This window comes from Microbacterium sp. Y-01 (genome assembly GCF_003856715.1).
In the GTDB taxonomy this organism is placed as follows: domain Bacteria; phylum Actinomycetota; class Actinomycetes; order Actinomycetales; family Microbacteriaceae; genus Microbacterium; species Microbacterium algeriense.
Map to the genome: position 1 here is coordinate 1,433,287 of NZ_CP024170.1, position 18,036 is coordinate 1,451,322.

An 18,036-nucleotide genomic window follows, 5' to 3' on the forward strand; every position below is an offset into this window, starting at 1 on the left:
GGCTCATTCGACGACGGCCGCCGACCCCGGATGGGGCGGCGGCCGTCGTCGTCGGTGTCGATCAGCGCCAGCGGGCGCGATCGTACTGCGGAGGCCACGGGACCTCGACACCCAGCTCGTGGGCCGCGCGGAGCGCGAAGTGCGGGTCGCGCAGCCACTCGCGCCCGGCGAAGACCGCGTCCGCCGCGCCGTCGGCGAGCACCTGCTCCGCCTGTGCTGCGGCCGTGATGAGCCCGACGGCGGAGACCGGGATCCGCCCGCTCTGGCGCACGGACTCCGCGAGCGGCACCTGGTAGCCGGGGAACACATCGATGCTCTGGTGTGCGACGAGGCCGCCGCTGGACACGTCGATCAGGTCGGCGCCGCGCTGCGTGGCCCAGGTGCTGACGACCGCGGCCTCCTCAGGGGTGAAGCCGCCCTCCGCGTGATCGGTGGCGGAGATCCGGACGAACAGGGGGATATCCTCCCCGGCCACCGCGCGCACGGCATCGATGACGCGCAGCAGCAGTCGTGCGCGGTTCTCCAGCGTCCCGCCGTAGTCGTCGTCGCGGCGGTTCGACAGCGGGGACAGGAACTGGTGCAGGAGATAGCCGTGCGCGCCGTGCAGCTCGAGCACGTCGAAGCCCGCCTCGAGAGCTCGTCTCGCGGCCGCGGCGAAGGCGGCCACGATCCTCTCGATCCCGGCGAGGTCGAGGGCGAGCGGTTCGGCGAACCCGTCGAACGCGACGGCGGAGGGAGCCGTGGTGGTCCAGCCCCCGGAGGCCACAGGCACCGAGCCCCGCTCCGGAGCCCAGGGCCACCACGTCGAGGCCTTCCGTCCGGCATGGGCGAGCTGGATCCCGGCGAGGCCTCCTCGACCGTGGATGGCCGCGACGATCGGTGCCCAGGCGTCGCGCTGCTCGTCGTTCCACAGTCCCGCGTCGCGCGGGGAGATGCGGCCTTCAGGAACGACAGCCGTCGCCTCGGCGACGATCAGGCCGGCGCCGCCGGAAGCGAACGGCGTCAGGTGCCCGTGATGCCATTCCTGCACGATGCCGTCCACGGCGCTGTACATGCACATGGGCGACACCCACAGTCGGTTGCGGAACGTGCGGGAGCGGATGGTCAGCGGGGAGAAGAGAAGACTCACCGTTCGACGGTACTCCCGTGCAGGCTTCCGGACGGCCACCGCACTAACGTGGAGTCATGGTCGAGGTGCGGGAATGGTCACGCAGCGATGCCGCGCGGTTCTTCCGCGCGCCGACGGCGGACGACGACAAGTACTCCCGCGGAGTGGTGGCTCTGCGCACCGGATCGCCCGCGTACCCGGGCGCCGCCGTGCTCGGAGTCGACGCCGCATGGCGTGCCGGAGCGGGCTTCGTGCGGTACGTCGGCGAGCAGCCGGTCATCGACGCCGTGCTCGCACGAAGGCCGGAGACCGTCGGCGGCGCGGACGTCGGCCACTCCCGGATCGGCGCCTGGGTGATCGGCTCCGGCACCGACCCGGCGCATCGCGACGACGCCGAGACCGCTGCTCTGCGGGAGATCCTCTCCGGCGCCGTGACGGTGATCGTCGACGCGGGAGCCCTCGACCTGGCGGCGGACGCGCGTGCGCCGTTCGTCGCGACCCCGCACGCGCGGGAGTTCGAACGGCTGCAGCAGCAGCTGGGACTTTCTCTCCTGGAGGATCGGGCTGAGGCTGCGCGCCGGACGGCTGTCGAACTGGGCGGTGTCGTGCTGCTGAAGGGCTCCCGTACGCTGATCGTGGGTCCGGACGGACCGGCGCTCGCCGTCGAGGCGGGCACCGGCTGGCTCGCGACCGCGGGGACCGGCGACGTGCTGGGAGGTGTGCTGGGCGCGGTGCTCGCCGCGAACCCGGACGCCGAACCCGCCGAGGCCGCCGCAGCGGGCGCGTGGCTGCACGGACACGCCGCGCGGATCGCCGCGGGCGTCCTCGACGGGTCTCCCGGGCAGCCGATCGTCGCGCTGGATGTCGCGCATGCCCTTCCGCCCGCGATCGCGGACCTCCTGGCGTGACCCGCACCTCCACACTCCGGGTACTCGCGCTGTGGTGCGCCTTCCTCGTGGTGCATCTGGTCACGGCGTGGCTGGGCTGGGTCTACCCGAACCAGCCCATGGGCGACGTGGTGCTCGTGTACGAACCCTGGGCGTCGTCGGCGCTCGGGGGCGGATCGATCGTCGGCATCACCGAGACCTGGGTGTATCCGCAGCTGGCGCTTCTGCCGATGCTGCTCGCCGCAGGTCTTGCCGCACCGCTGGTCGCGCTGCTCGGGGTCTCGGGCGCCTATCTGGTGGGATGGGCGACGCTCGTCCTCGTCCTCGATGCGGTGGCGTTCGGGGTCCTGGTGGGCGGCGCGCCGTCCCGTGCGCGCCGCGCCGCCGCCTGGTTCTGGTGCGGTGCGCTGCTTCTCCTGGGACCGATCGCGCTCTACCGCATCGATGCGATCACCGTGCCGCTGGCGGTGATCGGAGGGCTCTGGCTGGCCTCCCGGCCGGTCGTCGCGACCGCCCTGCTCACGGTCGGAGCGTGGATCAAGATCTGGCCCGGAGCGCTCGTGCTCGCCGCCGTGGTCGCACTCCGGGCACGTGTGCGGGTGCTGCTCACGGCGGTCCTGGTCGCTGCAGGCGTCGTCGTGGCGCTGCTCCTGCTCGGTGCGGATACCGAGATCCTCGGCTTCCTGACCGAGCAGGCGGGCCGCGGGCTCCAGATCGAGGCGGTGGCCGCGACGCCGTTCCTGTGGCTCGCCGCAGCCGGGGCGGCACGCATCGACTACAGCTTCGAGATCCTCACGTTCCAGATCACCGCGCCAGGGGTGGAGACCGTCGCTGCGGCGCTCACTCCGCTCATGGCGTTCTGCGTGCTGGCCGTCACCGGGATCGGAGCGATGAAGGCCGTGCGCGGGGCGTCCTTCGCTCGGCTCTTCCCGCCGCTCGCCCTCACCCTGGTGGTGCTGCTCATCGTGACGAACAAGGTCGGATCCCCGCAGTTCCAGACCTGGCTGATCGCGCCGGTGATCCTGTGGGTCGTCCTCGACCGTGTGCGAGCGCGTGTCCCCGTGGTCGTCGTCCTCGCTCTCTGCCTGCTCACGTGCCTCGTCTACCCCCTGGGCTACGACGCCCTGCTGCGCGCCGATGCGCTCGCGGTCGGGGTGCTGACGATGCGCAACGCTCTGCTTCTCGTCCTTCTCGTCCTGGGTATCCGCGCTCTCGTGCGGGTGCCTGTCTCGCCACCGAAAACCAGGGAGTGAAACCATGCTGATCGCCTTCTCCGTCGCCCCGAGCGGCACACCCGCCGAGGGTGCAGAGCGCACCGACGCCTCCGTGCACGACGCCGTGGCAGCCGCGGTTCGCGTGGTGCGCGAATCGGGGCTGCCGCACCGCACCACGAGCATGTTCACCGAGATCGAGGGTCCGGACTGGGACTCGGTCATGGACGTGGTGAAGCGTGCGACCGAGGCCGTCATGCCCTTCGGATCGCGGGTCTCTCTGGTGCTCAAGGCCGACATCCGGCCGGGGTATTCCGGAGAGCTCGACGCGAAGATCGAGCGTCTGGAGGCGGCCATCGACGGGGCGGCCGTCGAGGAGTCGGATGACTGATCTCCTGTCGTCCGCCTCGGTCACGCTCCGAGCTACGTTCGCGGCGGACGTGGATGTGTTCATGAGCCTCGACCGCACCGGGCGGTCAGGGACCGGGCAGGCGATCGAGGAGCCCGACGCCCGGTAGGCTGTACCGGTGAATCCCTCGACGCCATCGAGGGGTGCGGCGAAGTGGGCGCTCCTCTCTCTCGCCATCGGCAGCTTCGGCATCGGCATGACCGAGTTCGTGGTCATGGGCCTGCTGCCCGACATCGCCGCCGGCCTTCTGCCGTCCCTCTGGGCCGCCCGTCCGGAGGAAGCGCTGAGCCAGGCCGGCTGGCTCATCTCCCTCTATGCGCTCGGCGTCGTCGTCGGAGCGCCGACCATCGCCGGTTTCGTGGCGCGCTTCCCGCGGCATCGGGTGATGATCGTGCTCGCCCTCGCCCTGACGGTGTTCAATGCGCTCACGGTCGTGCTGCCCACGTTCGAGCTCGTCGCCGCATCGCGGTTCCTCGCCGGACTCCCGCACGGCGCGTACTTCGGCATCGGCGCGCTGGTCGCCGCCGACGTGATGGGACCGGGCAACCGCGCGAAGGGCGTGGCCTTCATCCTGACCGGTCTCACCGTCGCCAACGTCGTGGGAGTGCCGCTGGGCACGTTCCTCGGTCAGCAGTGGGGCTGGCGGTCGGCTTTCGCGGTCGTGGCTCTCGTCTTCGCTCTCGCGACCCTCTGCATCGCGCTGTTCGTCCCCCGGCACCCCGGTGAGCCCGGGCGGACGATGCGGCAGGAGCTCCGGGTCTTCCGCATCCCGCAGGTGTGGTTCACGCTCGGGGTCGGAGCGATCGGCTTCGGCGGTTTCTTCGCGGTCTACAGCTACATCGCGCCTCTCGTGACCGAGGTCGCCGGCTCGCCCGAATGGGTGGTCCCGATCGTCCTCGTGCTGATGGGCCTGGGGATGACGGCCGGAAACCTCGTCGGCGGCCACTTCGCCGACATCGACCTGCGTCGCACGCTGCTGTTCGGCCTCGCGACGATGGCTGTCGTGTTCGCGCTGCTCGCCTTCCTGTCGTTCTGGATCATCAGCCTGGCCGTGACGGTGCTCGTGGTCGGCTTCGTCTCCTCCGTGCTGAGTCCGACGATCCAGACGCGGCTCATGGACGTGGCCGGTGACAACCAGTCCATCGCGGCCGCGATGAACCATTCGGCGCTCAACATCGGCAACAGCCTGGGCGCGTTCCTCGGCGGTGTCGTGATCGCGGCGGGCTGGGGCTTCACGGCCCCGGCATGGACCGGTGCCGCGCTCGCCGCGGCGGGTCTGCTAATCGCTCTGCTGTCGTATCGCGTCGAAGCGCGTCGTCCGGCGCAGGCGGAGCTCGTCGCGTCGTAGAGTGACGGGGTGAGCGCCCCGGAGTCCCTGCCCCTCGCCGGTACCGCGGTGCTGCTGCGCACCGCGGACCCGGGGTTCGAGGTGCTGCTGATGCGCCGCCCTGATCGCGGTTCGTTCGCCGGCGCCTGGGTGTTCCCCGGCGGCAAGGTGGAGCAGAGCGACCGCCGCGAGGACGGCGATGAGGTCGACGCCGCACGGCGGGCGGCGATCCGGGAGACCCGCGAGGAGGTGGGGCTCGTGGTCCCCGAGCTCACGGTGCTGTCGGAGTGGCGACCGCCGATCGAGGCGCCGACACGGATCCGCGCCTGGTTCTTCCTCGGCGAGGCTCCGGTCGGCGAGCTCTCGCCGTCGCCCGCTGAGGTCGCGGAGATCGCCTGGGTGACGCCGTCCTCGGCTCTCGCACGACACGCGGCGGGGGAGTGGACGCTCTTCCCGCCGACCTGGGTCACTCTCCATCAGCTGTCGGCGTTCCTCGACGTGTCCTCGGCGGTGTCCTCGGCCGGGGCCGCGCAGCTGTTCCAGACCCGGGTGGTCGACTCGGAATCGGGGCGTGCTTTCGTGTGGGACCACGCGCGCCTCGAGGCGGGCGCGCTGCCTTGGCGCTTCCTGACCGATTGAGGACGACGGCTCAGCTGTCGAGCAGGCGGCGCAGATTCGTGCCGACGGCTTCGGTCTCGATGAGGAAGCCGTCGTGCCCGAAGTCGCTCGTGACGACGACCGCGTCCCCGTCGATCACGTTCGGGATGCTGCGCGCGATGCGCTGCTGCCCGTCCACGGGGAAGAGGCGGTCGCTGTCGATCCCGAGGACGAGGGTCGTGGCGGTGACGCTGTGCAGCGCCTCTTCGACGCCGCCGCGTCCCCGACCGACGTCGTGCGAGTTCATGGCCTCGACGAGCGTGATGTAGCTGTTGGCATCGAAACGCCGGGTGAACTTGTTCCCGTGGAAGTCGAGGTACGACTCGACGGCGAAGCGTCCGCCGTGGCCGAGCGGTGACACGTCCGACTGCCAGGAGCGCTGGAATCGCTGATTGAGCTCGATGGGGCTGCGGTAGTTCAGCAGCGCCATGCGGCGGGCGAGCGCCAGCCCTCGATGCGGCCCGTCGCCGTCGCCCAGGTCGTAGTACTCGCCGCCCTGGAACCGCGGATCCATCCGGATGGTCTCCAGCTGCACCGTGTTGAGGGCGATCTGGTCGGCGGTGGTCACCGGGGGAGAGGAGAGCACCGCGAGCCGCCGCACGCGGTCGGGATGAGTGGCCGCCCATTCCAGGGCGTGCATGCCGCCCATCGAACCGCCGATGACCGCGGCCCAGCTGTCGATGCCGAGCGCGTCCGCGAGCCGCACCTGCGCCGCCACCTGGTCGCGGATCGTCAGGTAGGGGAATCGCGATGCCCACTCGTAGCCGTCCGGCGCGATGCTGGCCGGCCCCGTTGAGCCCTGGCAGCCGCCGAGCATGTTCGGAGCGATCACGAACCAGCGGTCGGTGTCGAGCGGGGCCCCTGGACCGGTGATGTCCTCCCACCAGCCGGCCGTCGGGTGACCGGACCCGGCAGGGCCGCGGACGTGGCTGTCGCCGGTGAGGGCATGCAGCACCAGGATCGCGTTGTCCCGAGCGGCGTTCAGCTCGCCCCAGGACTCATAGGCGATCCGGATGCCGGGAAGCTCGGCGCCGCTCTCGGTCGCGAAGGAGCCGAAGGCCGCGAACCGACGGCCGCCGACGGGATCGCCGTCTCGCCAGGCTCCCGTCGCCGGAGGGCGCGCCCGGAGCAGCCGGACGTCGGCCTCCGTCACGGGCGCGGAAGGCACCGTGTCCTCCGAGGTCGTCTGCCAGTCCATCCCCCCATTCTCGCGTGGACCGGAGGGCGCGGGCGGCAGGTTACGACCCGATGTCGCATCGACGGACGGCGATGATGCGGGCGAGCGCCGGCGCAGCGTCAGCGGACGGTGGTGACGGTGGCGAGGTGGTCGCTGCTCCCGGCGCGCACGGTGCGGGAGGCGATCACGTCGAGTCCGCGGACGAACACGTGGTCGATGCGGACGACGGGAAAGGCGGCCGGCCACGTGAACCCGAGGGTGCCGTCGGTCGGTCGCACCCAGTCGGCTTCAGAGCGCATCGCCGCCAGGCTCGGGTCCGTCGACGGCGCATTGAAGTCGCCCACCGCGATGATCGCGGCGGCCGGGTCGGCGGCGACCTGTGTGGCGATGCCCTGCAGCATCGTGTCGCGGTCGTGCTGGTGTCCCGGCCGTACGGAGGCCGCGTGCAGCACGTACACCGCCACCTGTCGCTGCGGGGACTGGACCTCGACGCGGAGGGCGCGCTTCCAGCCGAGCCCGAGCGTGAGCGGCTCCGTGGTCGAGAAGGGGTAACGGCTCCAGACCGCGACGGTGCCGACGGCGTACGCGTACGGATACTCCTCGGCGAGGGCCTGCTGCGCCGCGGAGAGGCTGTCGCCGTCCAGCTCGGTGAGCGCGATCACATCAGCGCCGCCGGCCGCGAGCTCGGTCGCCGAGGCCGCCGCTCCACCCGAGTGGGCGCGCACGTTCTGGCTCATCACCGTCAGCGTGGAAGCCGAGGGGCCGGGCGCGGGGGTCGCCGGGGCGGGGAGCGCCGGGGCGAGAGCGAGCAGCCACAGCAGCGCCGGAACCAGGATGAGGACCATGACACGGCGCGCACGGAGCAGCGCCGTGAGCAGCAGGGCCAGCAGGACCAGACCGAGCCAGGGGAGGACGGCCGCGACCGCGGTGCCGACGACGCCGGGTATCCAGCCGCACGCCACCACGATCGTCAGCAGGAGGCTGACGGCGGCGATCCCTCTCGCCTGGCGCGTCGTGCGTCGTCGGAGGCCCGGCGGGCGCGGTTCGGCGTCGATCATGCTCTCCTCACGGCAAGGGCTCCATTCTCGACGACCTCGCCTGTGGAGCCGCCGGATGTCCCCCGCACACGACGACGCCCCGGACCGTGCGGGCCGGGGCGTCGTCGTGCGGACGTGTCAGGCGCGGGCGGCCTCGGACACGGCGCGTGCGGCAGCGAGCGCCTGGTCCAGGTCGGCCTTGAGGTCTTCGACGTTCTCGATGCCGACCGAGAGCCGGACGAGACCGGGGGTGACGCCGGCCGTGAGCTGCTGCTCGGGGGTGAGCTGGGCGTGCGTGGTCGAGGCGGGGTGGATGACGAGCGAGCGCACATCGCCGATGTTGGCGAGGTGGCTGAACAGCGACAGGCTGTTCACGAACTCCCGGCCGGCCTCCACTCCGCCCTTGAGCTCGAACGACAGGACGGCGCCGACACCCTTGGGGGCGTACTCGTTCGCCTTGGCGTACCACGGCGAGGAGGGCAGACCCGAGTAGTTGACCGTCGCGACGTCGTCACGGCTGTCCAGCCACTCGGCGATCTCCTGCGCGTTCTGCACGTGGCGCTCGATGCGCAGCGAGAGGGTCTCGACGCCCTGGATGAGGTTCCAGGCGCTCTGCGGGGCGATGGCCGAGCCGAGGTCGCGGAGCAGCTGCACACGTGCCTTGATGATGTAGGCGAGCGGGTCGCCGACCGCTGCGGTGTAGCTCGCACCGTGGTACGAGGGGTCCGGCACCGTGAGACCCGGGAACTTGTCGACGTTCTTCGACCATTCGAAGGAGCCGCCGTCGATGATGACGCCGCCGATCGTGGTGCCGTGACCGCCGAGGAACTTGGTGACCGAGTGGACGACGATGTCGGCGCCGAACTCGAACGGCCGGATCAGGTACGGCGTGGCGATCGTGTTGTCCACGATGAGCGGAACGCCGTTCTCGTGCGCGATGTCGGCGACGGTGCGGATGTCGAGGATGTTGATCTGCGGGTTGCCGATGGTCTCCGCGAAGAACAGCTTCGTGTTCGGGCGGACCGCGCGGCGCCACTCCTCGGCGTCGTCCTGGTTCTCCACGAACGTGACCTCGATGCCGAGCTTCGCGAGCGTGTACTTGAAGAGGTTGTACGTGCCGCCGTAGATCGAGCTCGACGCCACGAAGTGGTCGCCGGCCTGGGCGATGTTGAGGATCGCGAACGTCGACGCCGCCTGACCGCTGGCCAGGACGAGGGCGCCGGTGCCGCCTTCGAGCGCGGCGAGGCGCTGCTCGAGCACGTCCTGCGTGGGGTTCTGGATGCGGGTGTAGATGTTCCCGAACTCCGCGAGGGCGAAGAGGTTGGCCGCGTGGTCTGCGCTGTCGAACACGTATGAGGTGGTCTGGTAGATCGGCGTGGCCCGCGCCTTGGTGACCGGGTCGGGGGCGGCGCCCGAGTGGATCTGCTTGGTCTCGAAGCGCCAGGACTCGGGTGCGGACATGTGATTCCCCCAGAAGTGGTCGGAAGGTCGGATGGCGGATGCCGTTGCAGCGAGAGTACGGAATATCGGAGCTTGTCAACAACAGCCGGGAAATGTGACGTAACACCCGGATGTCTCTATTTTCTAGAAACTCAGACCCTCTCCAGGTGGCTCAAGGGTACGGGAGTTGGCGCGAGTTGGCACGGAGTCCTACGCAGAAGGACCCACCTCCGACTGGAGAAGGTGGGTCCTGTGTCTGTTAGAGATTGAGCGCTAGCGTCTGCGGCCTAACCCTGGCAGTCCACCACTGACGATCCTGATGCGAGGAAGGACTAGTTTCTCGGTCTTCCTCGGTTGTAGCGACAGGTACCATGCCTCTTCGCTAGCGAAACCGGCCTTCTGCCAGTACGGCGTACCAGGCGGCCACTCCGCAGTAGCCTTCTTTACTGGAACTGACGCCTTAGGCTTCACCCTCTGCTTGAGCCAGTACTCAGAGACTGGCTGGGGGAGCGGCTTCCTGTGTCGGGGTCTCCGCTTCTCGATAGGAGCGGCTTCGAATGGATCGCTTGCAATCGATCCGGTGGCGGGGCATCTCTTCCCCGTGCCATTCTCATGGCTCAGTAGTGCGCCTTCGTCGCTGACTCCTGCGACTCGATGGCATGTACTGCACTGTGCTCGCGTAGTTTCTTACCTCAGCTTTCCGCCTGACGGCCTTCTAGGTCACTTCGACCTGTACCAGACCATACGACGAAATGCCGAAGAAACTAGCCCGACACGCCGGTGACATTCGAAACTTATCGAATATCAAGCTTCCATCGATGCGCTAGCTTGAACCCATGACAACGATCAAGGACGAAGCGGCCCGCCAGGCTGAAGTGCGTGGCGCGACCGGGCTTGTATTCGAGACCAACGAACCCAACTTTCAGCGCGGGCGGGCGAAGGCGAGCTTCCGAGGGCACCCTATCCGGGTTGACTTCACTGACAACGAGTCTCACCCCGCATACAAGTACAACGTGGACGTCTACGACGGGGCATCGGGCGACCTTATCGCGACAGGCAATGGCGGGCGCGACTGGAGTGAAGCGCTGTCGATTGTTCACTGGCAGAACCTCAGCATCCGCTGGGCCGACGAAGGAGAAACCGATGGCGAATGAAGTGTACGTGGGTGGAGTTCAGCTCGACATCTTGTCCGGTGACGTGAGTCACTTCGACATGACGGTTCGCAAGCACATCGACGGTGGAGGTGGGTGGCTCGCCTACGACCAGGGGAGCCACCACTATCAGCTCTACATCACGTCCACGACGGACATCATCATCCGCTATCACAACTGACCGTCCGCGACGAGACGCCCGGTGATGAGCCAAGGGTTCTGTCGATCTATTTGCTCTTCGTGATCCTGTATACCGTGGCGATACTGACACCGAGAGCCTTCGCGATGTCAGGCACGCTCTCTCCTGCATCCCGCAGCTTCTGCGCCTGGCGAGTCTGTGCGCTGTCGGTAACCTTCGGGCGTCCCCCGGTGCGGCCCTGAGCCTTTGCGGCCTGTAGACCGGCGACAGTGCGCTCCTGGATGAAGCTACGTTCCATCTCTGCGAAAATCGCAAGCATGTTCAGCATCGCCCGGCCTGTCGGGGTGCTGGAGTTCAGGCCATCACTGACGGACTCGATGAAGATACCCTGCTCTGTCAGGTCTGCGATCATCTTGGCCACGTGAGCGGTAGAGCGTCCCAGTCGATCCAGTTTGTACACCGCAATCGTGTCTCCCGGCTGTGCGTCTGCGAGGAGGGCATCCAGGCCGGGGCGTGAGGTCTTCGATCCGGATACCCCGTGATCGATGTACCTATTTCTCTTCAGGACTCCAGCTTCATCAAGCTTTTCATGCTGAAGGGATTCGTCCTGCTTGCCGGTCGATACGCGGAGGTATCCAAGCTTGGTGCCCGTCGAGGTCGTCATGGCTTGAGTGTCGCATGTACTCGTGCCTTTCTGCAACTCAGTAAGGTCTGAGTTCTGAGGCAACGAATCCCGTAAGCTACTGCCGGAATCTCGGGGGCTGAGCTTGACCGTCTGGATTCTTAAGTGAGCATCGTTTTTGAGAACGCTCCGCGCATGAGACAGCCCTCCCGGTGAGCAATTGGAGTGAACTCTGCCGGGAGGGCCGTGGAGGGCGTCGCCCCGGCCTGACACGGAGCGACTGGGTCTGATCGCGGGTTGTCGCCGCAATCAGAGGTCTAGTTAGGGCTTGAGGATGTCGCCGAGCAATCCGGCCAGCCGTTCGACTTCGGGATTCGCGGCAGGGCCAGAGGTCAGGCGTCGCACTTCAGTGTTGTTCGGGTCCAGCGCTTTGGCGATGTCTGCCTCAGTCCAAGAAGTGAACTGCTTCTTCTCTTCGATGGCGGCGCGTTCGGCTTCGTGGTTTGACGCGATCACCGCTCTCACGTAATCGTCGTTCACCATCAGACTCTCCCCGCCGGGATGTGCTGTGGGCCTTGGGCAATCGGATTGAGGGCGTCCGCGTACTCTGCCTGCACCTGCTTAAGCGATCGGGCGCGCTCCATGGGATCAGAGATGGCTAGAGCGTACTCACGGGCCTTGAGCCCCTTGCGGTACCTATACCCTTCGTCATCCTGACCGATACCCATGCCCTCTGGGGCTGGGCCGCGTGCCCAGAGCACCTTCCCCCATTTCTTGACCTGGGCGGCTTCGTCCAAGTCCAGGAAGGAATTTTGGTTACGGTCCAAAGTCTCGGCATAGAGTTCGGCGGTCACTTCAAACTCTTCGCCAGCCCTCAAGACTCGACCTGTCGCGGTTCCTCCCACTGCGGAGGGGATGCCGGGCAGAGTGAATCCGCTGGAACGCGCATGAGCCGTGAACGGGAAGTTGTGATTGGTCATCGTCGTACTCCAAGGAGGGTTTCGAGCGTTCGGGCGAACGGTGCGAGTTCTGGGATTCGGTAGGTCTCGTTCAGGAGGGCTAGCCCTGCTTGGCGGTCGTGGTGGACCATTCCCTTTACAGCCGCCATCAGTTGCTCCGCCTCTTCCATGTATTCCGAGACAGACGTGTCCGTGATGCCGAGCGCTTCCACGAGCTTCGTTAGTACGTCTGTCTCCGCCTTGAGCATCCGTGCTTGGTGCACGGGCGAGCCGGTCGCCTTCGCCAGGCGGCGGGCATCGCGGGCGTGGTCAGCGGCCTCAACGAGTCGAATGATGACGTTCGCCGTCGTCGGCTCCCCGTCGAGCATCGGTGCAAGCTGGCCTTTTCTGGCAAGAGCGTATCTTCCGACACTCGATGTCTTAAGGCCCATCTCACGAGCGATGGTTGCGTACGGTACGCCGTCGTCAAGCATGCTGTTAATGCGGACCACCTGAGGGTGAAGCGCTACGGTGCTCTGTCTACTCATTCGATGCAATTTCTACTAAAAACCTGTGGAATGTCGCGGACTTTGTGCGGGCTGGGGTCTACCCCACGACATTCCCCCCACTTGAAGGATGAGGAACCGACTACCAATAAGAACCCTCATTCTCTTAACTACTACTATCGCTCGCCGGACACCCAGAATGCTCGCCGGACACCCAGAATGCATGGATTTCTCGAATTAATTCGGGAAGCATTTCTGCGGTCACAAAGAGGGCAATGCTCTCTGCGCGGCTGGAATTGCGTCCAGGTCCGCAGGTACCAGGAAAGGGTAGATAGGCGCTCTACGGGGCTTCTGTGACCTCTGGGAGGGCATTGACGATCTGCCTGAACTGCTTCAGCGTCACCAGTTCGTCAATGCGGAGGGATGCTTCAGAGACCGTCATCGAGTGCCACGACGATTCCGGTTCGTCCAGCTGGTCTTCGAGCGCCAGCCCGTACGCCCGTTGCTTCGCCGTCGCTGGCCAGTTGTTATGGGTCATGTGACCTCTCCTGTCTCGGTGTTGATGTGCTGGTATCGCTTGCGCATGTTGTAGACGTTCCTGATCTTGATCCCTAGGTGCTCTGCGGCCTGCTTCGCTGTCATGCCCTGAGTTTCTAGAAAATCCGCCAAAGTGTACGTGCTGTACGCCTGCCCACCTTTCCGTCCACACTCCTGCTTCTCCCGGTACGTTTCAGCACTGAAGTTCTGGATGCACTTCTCTGCGGCGCGGGTGCATTGGTACAGCGCTTCGGATGACAGGTAATCGCCCGTATACCTAGTAATCCCGCACTCGGCCATCGCTTCGCGTTGAGCATCTTTGTAGACATCTCCCCACAGGTGGTACCTCAGGTATGCGTGGGTGCACCCTTGACCAAGCTCGCGCATTCCTGCCTTGATGAGCTTCTGGAATAGAATCCGGAAGTAGTTCTGCGCCAAGGTGAGCTGAGGATCGTACTTCAAAGGCTTGGTTGTGAAGTTTGTATTCCGTCTGCGGCTATGCGCCACCTGGTGGGCTAGCTTTTCCCACGCCTCATCCTCTTCTCTTTTGGATAGTGTTAGTTGTTGCATATCAACAAAGAGCGTAGAAGTATCAGCCTCATGAGGGTACAAGTCCTGTACAATTGTCATTGCATCTCCCTTGACCCCCGCTTACTTCCTGGCAGGCGGGGGTCATCTATGTATACGTATTACGTAGGTGAATTTCTAGAACGCTCCGCGCGGCGCGCAGTGTGGCGCGCGTTCGACTCGCTTTTAGCGCGTCGGCACCGTGCGCAGCGGCAATAGTGAGGCTTCTGATAACGAGTCAACGTCCCGTGTTCCGGAATGAAGGTGGGCTTTGGTTCTCGCAGCGGCTCAGCCTTCGGCTCGGGGGTCTCCTTCTCGTAGACGCGGTTTTTTCCCATCAGCGGGCGGCGCTCGGACTGTTGAGCTTCTGTCGCCGTCTTGGTCGGTTCGACGTATCTCACAGCAACCGCGCGCGGTGCGGGGAACCGGACGCCCTCCGCCATGACGTAACGGCGACGGGAAGGCCCCTGAGGGGTGTTAGACGGCTTGGGAGGGGCGCTGCTGGCCGACTGCGCGCGTGCATCAAGTTCGGCCCGTAGATCGCGCTCCAGGTTTGCGCTTACCCTGCGACACTCGGCCCGCGCCTCAAGCACGATCCGCGCGCGGTCAGCATCGGTTAGTGCGGCTACCGCAAGCGCGCACAGGTGCTTCCTCCGGGCCTCAGGGAGAGTGTCAAGCGTGCGGAGGATGGCGAGAGCGGTTTGAATCTTCACACTTTACTTATCGCTCGAACCGCCCGCCGAGGCTCAAAGTCGGGCGTGTCGGCTCCCAATGCAGTGATGAACATCCTGTTAGAGCTTCAGTTTCTCCACGATGGCGCGTTCTCGTTCAGGGGAAGCGTGCTGGTAGCGCATTGCGGATGCGACGTCGGTATGACCCGCTCTATCCATCACTTCTCGAAGGGTGGCGTGTCTCGCATACTCGGTTAGATGGATGTGCCTCAGGTCATGGATGTTGACGTTGGTAAGGCCGACAGAATCGCGAAGAGCAGTGAAGCGCTGCCTGTACTTGTGGTAGGTCAAGCGTCCTCCGCGGGCGTTGAGGAACACCGGAACGTCCGGCATAGGCACGCGCGACCGAGAGAGCGTCCTGAGGGCGTCTGTGGCTTCCTCCGGCATGATGAGAGTTCGCTTCCCGTCCGCGTGTGCCTTGGTGCCACGCTGGATACCGTGGATGGTCAAATGTTTGTCGATCCGGATCGTTCCTTCATTGAGGTCTACGTCCGCCCACGTGAGGGCAAGGAGTTCTCCGATGCGGCACCCCGTGCCGAGAAGAACCCAGAGGCTGGCGAGCATCTGCTGATCGGTGCAAACCAACATCATCATCTTGATGTCGTCCGTTGGCACGAGCGGGCGGGGCTTCGAGAAGTCCTTCGATGCGCCCTCGATCATGCAGGGCGATGACGGAATCTTGCCGAGCTTCACAGCCCTCTTCATCACGGTGGAGAGTGTGCCGTAGGCACTCTTCCGGCTGTTCGGCTTGTCGTCCATGGAGTGCCACCACTTGACGATGGCGCTGTAAGTGACATCTGCCAGGGCCACGTTCTCGAATGGCTTCAGGTGAGCGTCAAGGTTCCACAAGTGGAAGTGGTACGTGCTGGGGGAGAGGGTGTGCTTACGGGATTGGATGACCTCCAGGGCGAACTTGCCAAACTTCTCCCGTCCCCGAGGGATCGGTGCAGGCGTCTGCTTCGGCTCGGAGAACACTCCCGCTCGGAACTTGAGCACGACTATCTTTGCTTCGTCTTCTGTGGGATACGTACCCAGGCTCGCGTATGCAGTGCCATCCCAAACTCTGACCTGCCAGCGTCCGGATTTCAGTTGTCTGATGCGTGGGGTTGAAGTTGACATCGTGGGTACCTCTCTCTGAGAGGCGGCGGTGTTGGTGCGGGTGTACGGCATGGGTGCCCCTCTTCGCATCTATACGGATGAGAGGGGCTGATTCCAAGAAAACTCAGTCATCATGTGTTGGCACGATGTGGCACGACTCCCGACAGTGGTTCGCTCAGCCGCGTCGTTCTGCGGATCGGCTTACACAGCCGGGAAATGTGACGTAACACGGTCGAGGGCCGGAAACACGGGCTCGCGGCGCGGCAGGCAGCTCGGTGCGGAGCCTGCGCGACCGACCGGGAGCGGCATTCCGGCACATCTCCGACGGGGACCCGGGAATCCGTGGGAGGAACATCGTACGGTGGAGGAATGGTGATCAGACGTGCAGTGGTGACAGGTGCGAGTTCGGGAATCGGCGCGGCGACGGTGCGCGCTCTCCGTGCACGCGGATGGGACGTCGTCGGCGTGGCCCGGCGCGAGGACCGACTGGCAGCGCTCGCCGCCGAGACGGGGGCGTCCGCCATCGCGTGCGACCTCACGGACCCGACGGCGGTCGATGCGCTCGTGTCGCAGCTCGAGCAGTCAGGGCCGGTGCACGCACTCGTGCAGGTGGCCGGAGGCGCCCGTGGCACGGACCGCATCGAAGACGCCTCCGCGGACGACTGGCAGTGGATGTTCGACGCGAACGTGCTGGCGAGCCAGCGTCTCGTCGCCGGTCTCCTCCCGCTGCTGCGCCGTGCCGCGACCGCGGACGGCCACGCCGACACCGTCTTCGTGACGTCCACGGCCGCCCAGAACGCCTATGCCGGCGGCGCGGGGTACAACGCGGCCAAGGCGGCGGAGGCGATGCTGGTGCGAGTGCTCCGGCAGGAGCTGAACGGCGAGCCGATCCGCGTGGTCGAAGTGGCGCCGGGCATGGTCCACACCGAGGAGTTCACGCTCAACCGGCTGGGCGGGGACGCCGTGGCCGCCGAGGCCGTGTACGCCGGTGTGGAGGCCCCGCTCGTCGCCGACGACGTCGCCGACGTCATCGCCTACGCCCTGGAATCGCCCGGCCACGTCAACCTCGACCTCATCACCATGCGTCCCGTGGCGCAGTCCGCCCAGCACCTCCTGGCGCGCGGACCCCTCCGCGCGCGGCCCACCGAGTGACGATGCCCCGCGGTCTCGCCGAACTCGCCGAAGACGGCCTCATCGACCAGGGATGGGCGGAGGCGCTCGCTCCGGTCCAGGACGTGATCACGGGACTCGGCGAGCGTCTGCGCGCCGAGCAGCAGGCCGGTCACGGCTATCTGCCGGCGGGGGAGCACGTCCTCCGCGCCTTCCAGCGTCCGCTCTCGGATGTGCGGGTGCTGATCACCGGACAGGATCCGTACCCCACACCCGGTCACCCGATCGGTCTGTCGTTCGCTGTCGATCGCGACGTGCGGCCGCTGCCGCGCAGCCTTGCCAACATCTACAAGGAGCGACAGAGCGACCTCGGCATCCCGCCGGCCCCGCACGGTGACCTCACGGCCTGGAGCGACCAGGGCGTGCTGCTGCTCAACCGCGTCCTCACCGTCCGTCCCGGCGCCGCCGCCTCGCACCGCGGGTGGGGGTGGGAGACGGTCACCGAACTCGCGATCCGCACTCTGGTCGCCCGGGATCAGCCGCTCGTCGCCGTGCTCTGGGGGAGGGATGCGGCGAACCTCCAGCCGATGCTCGGGGCCACACCGGTGATCGCCTCGGCTCACCCCTCACCCCTGTCGGCGAGTCGCGGCTTCTTCGGCTCGCGCCCGTTCTCGCGCGCCAACGCGCTGCTCGGGGAGCAGGGAGCGGCGCCGGTGGACTGGAGGGTGGATGGCGAGGCGGCTGCTTCCCTAAGCTGAGCGCATGCAGTTCGAGCCGGGGGACCGTCGCCGGGTCCTTCCGCGCCATCTGCGCCCCACGATCTCACCCGAGGTGTTCTCCTACACGATCCGACCGGCGCGTGCCGCGGACCTTCCGCACGTCCGCGAGATCTACAACCACTTCGTGAGCAACTCGGCGGTCACGCTGGACGAGCGGCGCAGCAGCATCCCGTACTGGCGCGAGAAGTTCGCCCTGCTCGAGCGTCTGCAGTTGCCGTTCCTGGTGGCGGTCTCGCCGGCGGGCGTCGTCATCGGCTATGCCCTCGCGCAGCCCTGGGCGGGGAAGAACGCCTACAAGTACACCGTCGAGGACTCGATCTACCTCGGACCCGGCGCCGGCGGCAAGGGGCTCGGTGCGGCCCTGCTCCAGGCGCTGATCGACGCGTGCGAGCGGATCGGGCTCCGGGAGATGGTCGCCGTGATCAGCGACCAGGGTGCGGAGGCGTCGATCCGGCTGCACGCGAAGCTCGGTTTCGTGGAGGCGGGGCGGATGGGACGCGTCGGGCACAAGTTCGGCCGCGACCTCGGCACCGTCTACATGCGCCGACAGCTCACTCCGATCGGAAGGCGGCGCGGGAGCCTGTTCGGCGCTCGACGCTGAGCCG

Annotated in this window: 22 protein-coding genes; 11 read left to right on the forward strand and 11 right to left on the reverse strand. The window is 66.7% G+C overall.

Annotation, left to right across the window (positions count from 1 at the left end):
* Positions 1–61: 61 nt before the first annotated feature.
* Positions 62–1,129 (reverse strand): NADH:flavin oxidoreductase/NADH oxidase, encoded by a 1,068-nt coding sequence (locus tag CSX12_RS06640; RefSeq protein WP_124895271.1) that lies wholly within the window; start codon positions 1,127–1,129, stop codon positions 62–64.
* A 56-nt stretch (positions 1,130–1,185) separates the two neighbouring features.
* Here CSX12_RS06640 and CSX12_RS06645 point away from each other — a divergent pair, with 56 nt between their 5' ends.
* The 6 genes from CSX12_RS06645 to CSX12_RS06665 are packed head-to-tail and all read left to right on the forward strand — an operon-like array spanning position 1,186 to position 5,581.
* A complete protein-coding gene (locus tag CSX12_RS06645) occupies positions 1,186–2,016 on the forward strand; it encodes an ADP/ATP-dependent (S)-NAD(P)H-hydrate dehydratase (protein WP_124895272.1) in 831 nt (276 codons plus the stop codon).
* Entirely contained in the window at positions 2,013–3,248 is a 1,236-nt protein-coding gene (locus CSX12_RS06650) for a hypothetical protein (RefSeq protein WP_124895273.1), read from the forward strand. Before CSX12_RS06645 ends, CSX12_RS06650 begins: the two co-directional genes overlap by 4 nt.
* A 4-nt stretch (positions 3,249–3,252) precedes the next feature.
* Positions 3,253–3,597 carry a thiamine-binding protein gene (locus CSX12_RS06655; protein ID WP_124895274.1) on the forward strand — a complete coding sequence of 115 codons (345 nt, stop codon included), beginning with the start codon at positions 3,253–3,255 and terminating at the stop codon, positions 3,595–3,597.
* Positions 3,590–3,724 carry a hypothetical protein gene (locus CSX12_RS18840; protein WP_017203208.1) on the forward strand — a complete coding sequence of 45 codons (135 nt, stop codon included), beginning with the start codon at positions 3,590–3,592 and terminating at the stop codon, positions 3,722–3,724. Before CSX12_RS06655 ends, CSX12_RS18840 begins: the two co-directional genes overlap by 8 nt.
* A 9-nt stretch (positions 3,725–3,733) precedes the next feature.
* Positions 3,734–4,963, forward strand: coding sequence for an MFS transporter (locus CSX12_RS06660; protein WP_124895275.1), 1,230 nt, complete (start codon positions 3,734–3,736; stop codon positions 4,961–4,963).
* A 9-nt stretch (positions 4,964–4,972) separates the two neighbouring features.
* Positions 4,973–5,581, forward strand: a complete 609-nt coding sequence (locus CSX12_RS06665) for an NUDIX domain-containing protein (RefSeq protein WP_124895276.1) — start codon at positions 4,973–4,975, stop codon at positions 5,579–5,581.
* A gap of 10 nt (positions 5,582–5,591) precedes the next feature.
* Here the strand turns inward: CSX12_RS06665 and CSX12_RS06670 are convergent, their stop codons facing one another.
* From CSX12_RS06670 to CSX12_RS06680, 3 genes are all read right to left on the reverse strand, one after another.
* On the reverse strand, positions 5,592–6,797 hold the full coding sequence (locus CSX12_RS06670) for a homoserine O-acetyltransferase (protein ID WP_124895277.1): 1,206 nt from the start codon (positions 6,795–6,797) through the stop codon (positions 5,592–5,594).
* 98 nt (positions 6,798–6,895) lie between these two features.
* Positions 6,896–7,834: an endonuclease/exonuclease/phosphatase family protein gene (locus CSX12_RS06675; RefSeq protein WP_124895278.1), complete on the reverse strand. Its 939-nt coding sequence runs from the start codon at positions 7,832–7,834 to the stop codon at positions 6,896–6,898.
* A 117-nt stretch (positions 7,835–7,951) separates the two neighbouring features.
* Positions 7,952–9,274 carry a bifunctional o-acetylhomoserine/o-acetylserine sulfhydrylase gene (locus tag CSX12_RS06680; protein WP_124895279.1) on the reverse strand — a complete coding sequence of 441 codons (1,323 nt, stop codon included), beginning with the start codon at positions 9,272–9,274 and terminating at the stop codon, positions 7,952–7,954.
* 815 nt (positions 9,275–10,089) lie between these two features.
* Here CSX12_RS06680 and CSX12_RS06685 point away from each other — a divergent pair.
* Positions 10,090–10,407, forward strand: a complete 318-nt coding sequence (locus tag CSX12_RS06685; protein WP_124895280.1) for a hypothetical protein — start codon at positions 10,090–10,092, stop codon at positions 10,405–10,407.
* Complete coding sequence (locus CSX12_RS06690) at positions 10,397–10,585, forward strand: hypothetical protein (protein WP_124895281.1); 189 nt, start codon at positions 10,397–10,399, stop codon at positions 10,583–10,585. Before CSX12_RS06685 ends, CSX12_RS06690 begins: the two co-directional genes overlap by 11 nt.
* A 46-nt stretch (positions 10,586–10,631) precedes the next feature.
* Here the strand turns inward: CSX12_RS06690 and CSX12_RS06695 are convergent, their stop codons facing one another.
* The 7 genes from CSX12_RS06695 to CSX12_RS06725 form a co-directional block, all read right to left on the reverse strand.
* Positions 10,632–11,207 carry a recombinase family protein gene (locus CSX12_RS06695; protein ID WP_124895282.1) on the reverse strand — a complete coding sequence of 192 codons (576 nt, stop codon included), beginning with the start codon at positions 11,205–11,207 and terminating at the stop codon, positions 10,632–10,634.
* Positions 11,208–11,486: 279 nt separating this feature from the next.
* The gene (locus CSX12_RS06700) at positions 11,487–11,708 is read right to left on the reverse strand and encodes a hypothetical protein (protein ID WP_124895283.1); all 222 of its coding nucleotides are present in this window, start codon (positions 11,706–11,708) and stop codon (positions 11,487–11,489) included.
* Positions 11,708–12,145, reverse strand: a complete 438-nt coding sequence (locus CSX12_RS06705; protein ID WP_124895284.1) for a hypothetical protein — start codon at positions 12,143–12,145, stop codon at positions 11,708–11,710. The genes CSX12_RS06700 and CSX12_RS06705 overlap by 1 nt, the downstream gene beginning before the upstream one ends.
* Positions 12,142–12,597 carry a hypothetical protein gene (locus CSX12_RS06710; RefSeq protein ID WP_124895285.1) on the reverse strand — a complete coding sequence of 152 codons (456 nt, stop codon included), beginning with the start codon at positions 12,595–12,597 and terminating at the stop codon, positions 12,142–12,144. Before CSX12_RS06710 ends, CSX12_RS06705 begins: the two co-directional genes overlap by 4 nt.
* A 352-nt stretch (positions 12,598–12,949) precedes the next feature.
* The gene (locus tag CSX12_RS06715; protein ID WP_124895286.1) at positions 12,950–13,147 is read right to left on the reverse strand and encodes a DUF3072 domain-containing protein; all 198 of its coding nucleotides are present in this window, start codon (positions 13,145–13,147) and stop codon (positions 12,950–12,952) included.
* Complete coding sequence (locus CSX12_RS06720; RefSeq protein WP_124895287.1) at positions 13,144–13,776, reverse strand: hypothetical protein; 633 nt, start codon at positions 13,774–13,776, stop codon at positions 13,144–13,146. The genes CSX12_RS06715 and CSX12_RS06720 overlap by 4 nt, the downstream gene beginning before the upstream one ends.
* A gap of 728 nt (positions 13,777–14,504) precedes the next feature.
* Positions 14,505–15,614, reverse strand: a complete 1,110-nt coding sequence (locus CSX12_RS06725; protein ID WP_164479547.1) for a site-specific integrase — start codon at positions 15,612–15,614, stop codon at positions 14,505–14,507.
* Between the two features lie 297 nt (positions 15,615–15,911).
* On the opposite strand from CSX12_RS06725, the gene CSX12_RS06730 reads away from it, so the two are divergent.
* Genes CSX12_RS06730 through CSX12_RS06740 form a run of 3 tightly spaced genes read left to right on the forward strand, consistent with a single transcriptional unit; the run spans position 15,912 to position 18,032 of the window.
* The gene (locus CSX12_RS06730) at positions 15,912–16,694 is read left to right on the forward strand and encodes an SDR family oxidoreductase (RefSeq protein WP_017203203.1); all 783 of its coding nucleotides are present in this window, start codon (positions 15,912–15,914) and stop codon (positions 16,692–16,694) included.
* A 2-nt stretch (positions 16,695–16,696) separates the two neighbouring features.
* Positions 16,697–17,410, forward strand: coding sequence for a uracil-DNA glycosylase (locus tag CSX12_RS06735; protein WP_124895289.1), 714 nt, complete (start codon positions 16,697–16,699; stop codon positions 17,408–17,410).
* A gap of 4 nt (positions 17,411–17,414) precedes the next feature.
* A complete protein-coding gene (locus CSX12_RS06740; RefSeq protein WP_017203201.1) occupies positions 17,415–18,032 on the forward strand; it encodes a GNAT family N-acetyltransferase in 618 nt (205 codons plus the stop codon).
* The last annotated feature ends 4 nt before the right edge of the window (positions 18,033–18,036 follow it).

What these genes read in the sequence shown, in the direction of transcription:
- CSX12_RS06645 (WP_124895272.1), top strand. Translation starts at nt 1,186, where the DNA reads ATGGTCGAGGTGCGGGAATGGTCACGCAGCGATGCCGCGCGGTTCTTC.
- CSX12_RS06655 (WP_124895274.1), top strand. Translation starts at nt 3,253, where the DNA reads ATGCTGATCGCCTTCTCCGTCGCCCCGAGCGGCACACCCGCCGAGGGT.
- CSX12_RS18840 (WP_017203208.1), top strand. Translation starts at nt 3,590, where the DNA reads ATGACTGATCTCCTGTCGTCCGCCTCGGTCACGCTCCGAGCTACGTTC.
- CSX12_RS06670 (WP_124895277.1), bottom strand. Translation starts at nt 6,797, where the DNA reads ATGGACTGGCAGACGACCTCGGAGGACACGGTGCCTTCCGCGCCCGTG.
- CSX12_RS06675 (WP_124895278.1), bottom strand. Translation starts at nt 7,834, where the DNA reads ATGATCGACGCCGAACCGCGCCCGCCGGGCCTCCGACGACGCACGACG.
- CSX12_RS06680 (WP_124895279.1), bottom strand. Translation starts at nt 9,274, where the DNA reads ATGTCCGCACCCGAGTCCTGGCGCTTCGAGACCAAGCAGATCCACTCG.
- CSX12_RS06685 (WP_124895280.1), top strand. Translation starts at nt 10,090, where the DNA reads ATGACAACGATCAAGGACGAAGCGGCCCGCCAGGCTGAAGTGCGTGGC.
- CSX12_RS06690 (WP_124895281.1), top strand. Translation starts at nt 10,397, where the DNA reads ATGGCGAATGAAGTGTACGTGGGTGGAGTTCAGCTCGACATCTTGTCC.
- CSX12_RS06695 (WP_124895282.1), bottom strand. Translation starts at nt 11,207, where the DNA reads ATGACGACCTCGACGGGCACCAAGCTTGGATACCTCCGCGTATCGACC.
- CSX12_RS06700 (WP_124895283.1), bottom strand. Translation starts at nt 11,708, where the DNA reads ATGGTGAACGACGATTACGTGAGAGCGGTGATCGCGTCAAACCACGAA.
- CSX12_RS06705 (WP_124895284.1), bottom strand. Translation starts at nt 12,145, where the DNA reads ATGACCAATCACAACTTCCCGTTCACGGCTCATGCGCGTTCCAGCGGA.
- CSX12_RS06710 (WP_124895285.1), bottom strand. Translation starts at nt 12,597, where the DNA reads ATGCTTGACGACGGCGTACCGTACGCAACCATCGCTCGTGAGATGGGC.
- CSX12_RS06715 (WP_124895286.1), bottom strand. Translation starts at nt 13,147, where the DNA reads ATGACCCATAACAACTGGCCAGCGACGGCGAAGCAACGGGCGTACGGG.
- CSX12_RS06720 (WP_124895287.1), bottom strand. Translation starts at nt 13,776, where the DNA reads ATGACAATTGTACAGGACTTGTACCCTCATGAGGCTGATACTTCTACG.
- CSX12_RS06725 (WP_164479547.1), bottom strand. Translation starts at nt 15,614, where the DNA reads ATGCCGTACACCCGCACCAACACCGCCGCCTCTCAGAGAGAGGTACCC.
- CSX12_RS06730 (WP_017203203.1), top strand. Translation starts at nt 15,912, where the DNA reads ATGGTGATCAGACGTGCAGTGGTGACAGGTGCGAGTTCGGGAATCGGC.
- CSX12_RS06735 (WP_124895289.1), top strand. Translation starts at nt 16,697, where the DNA reads ATGCCCCGCGGTCTCGCCGAACTCGCCGAAGACGGCCTCATCGACCAG.
- CSX12_RS06740 (WP_017203201.1), top strand. Translation starts at nt 17,415, where the DNA reads ATGCAGTTCGAGCCGGGGGACCGTCGCCGGGTCCTTCCGCGCCATCTG.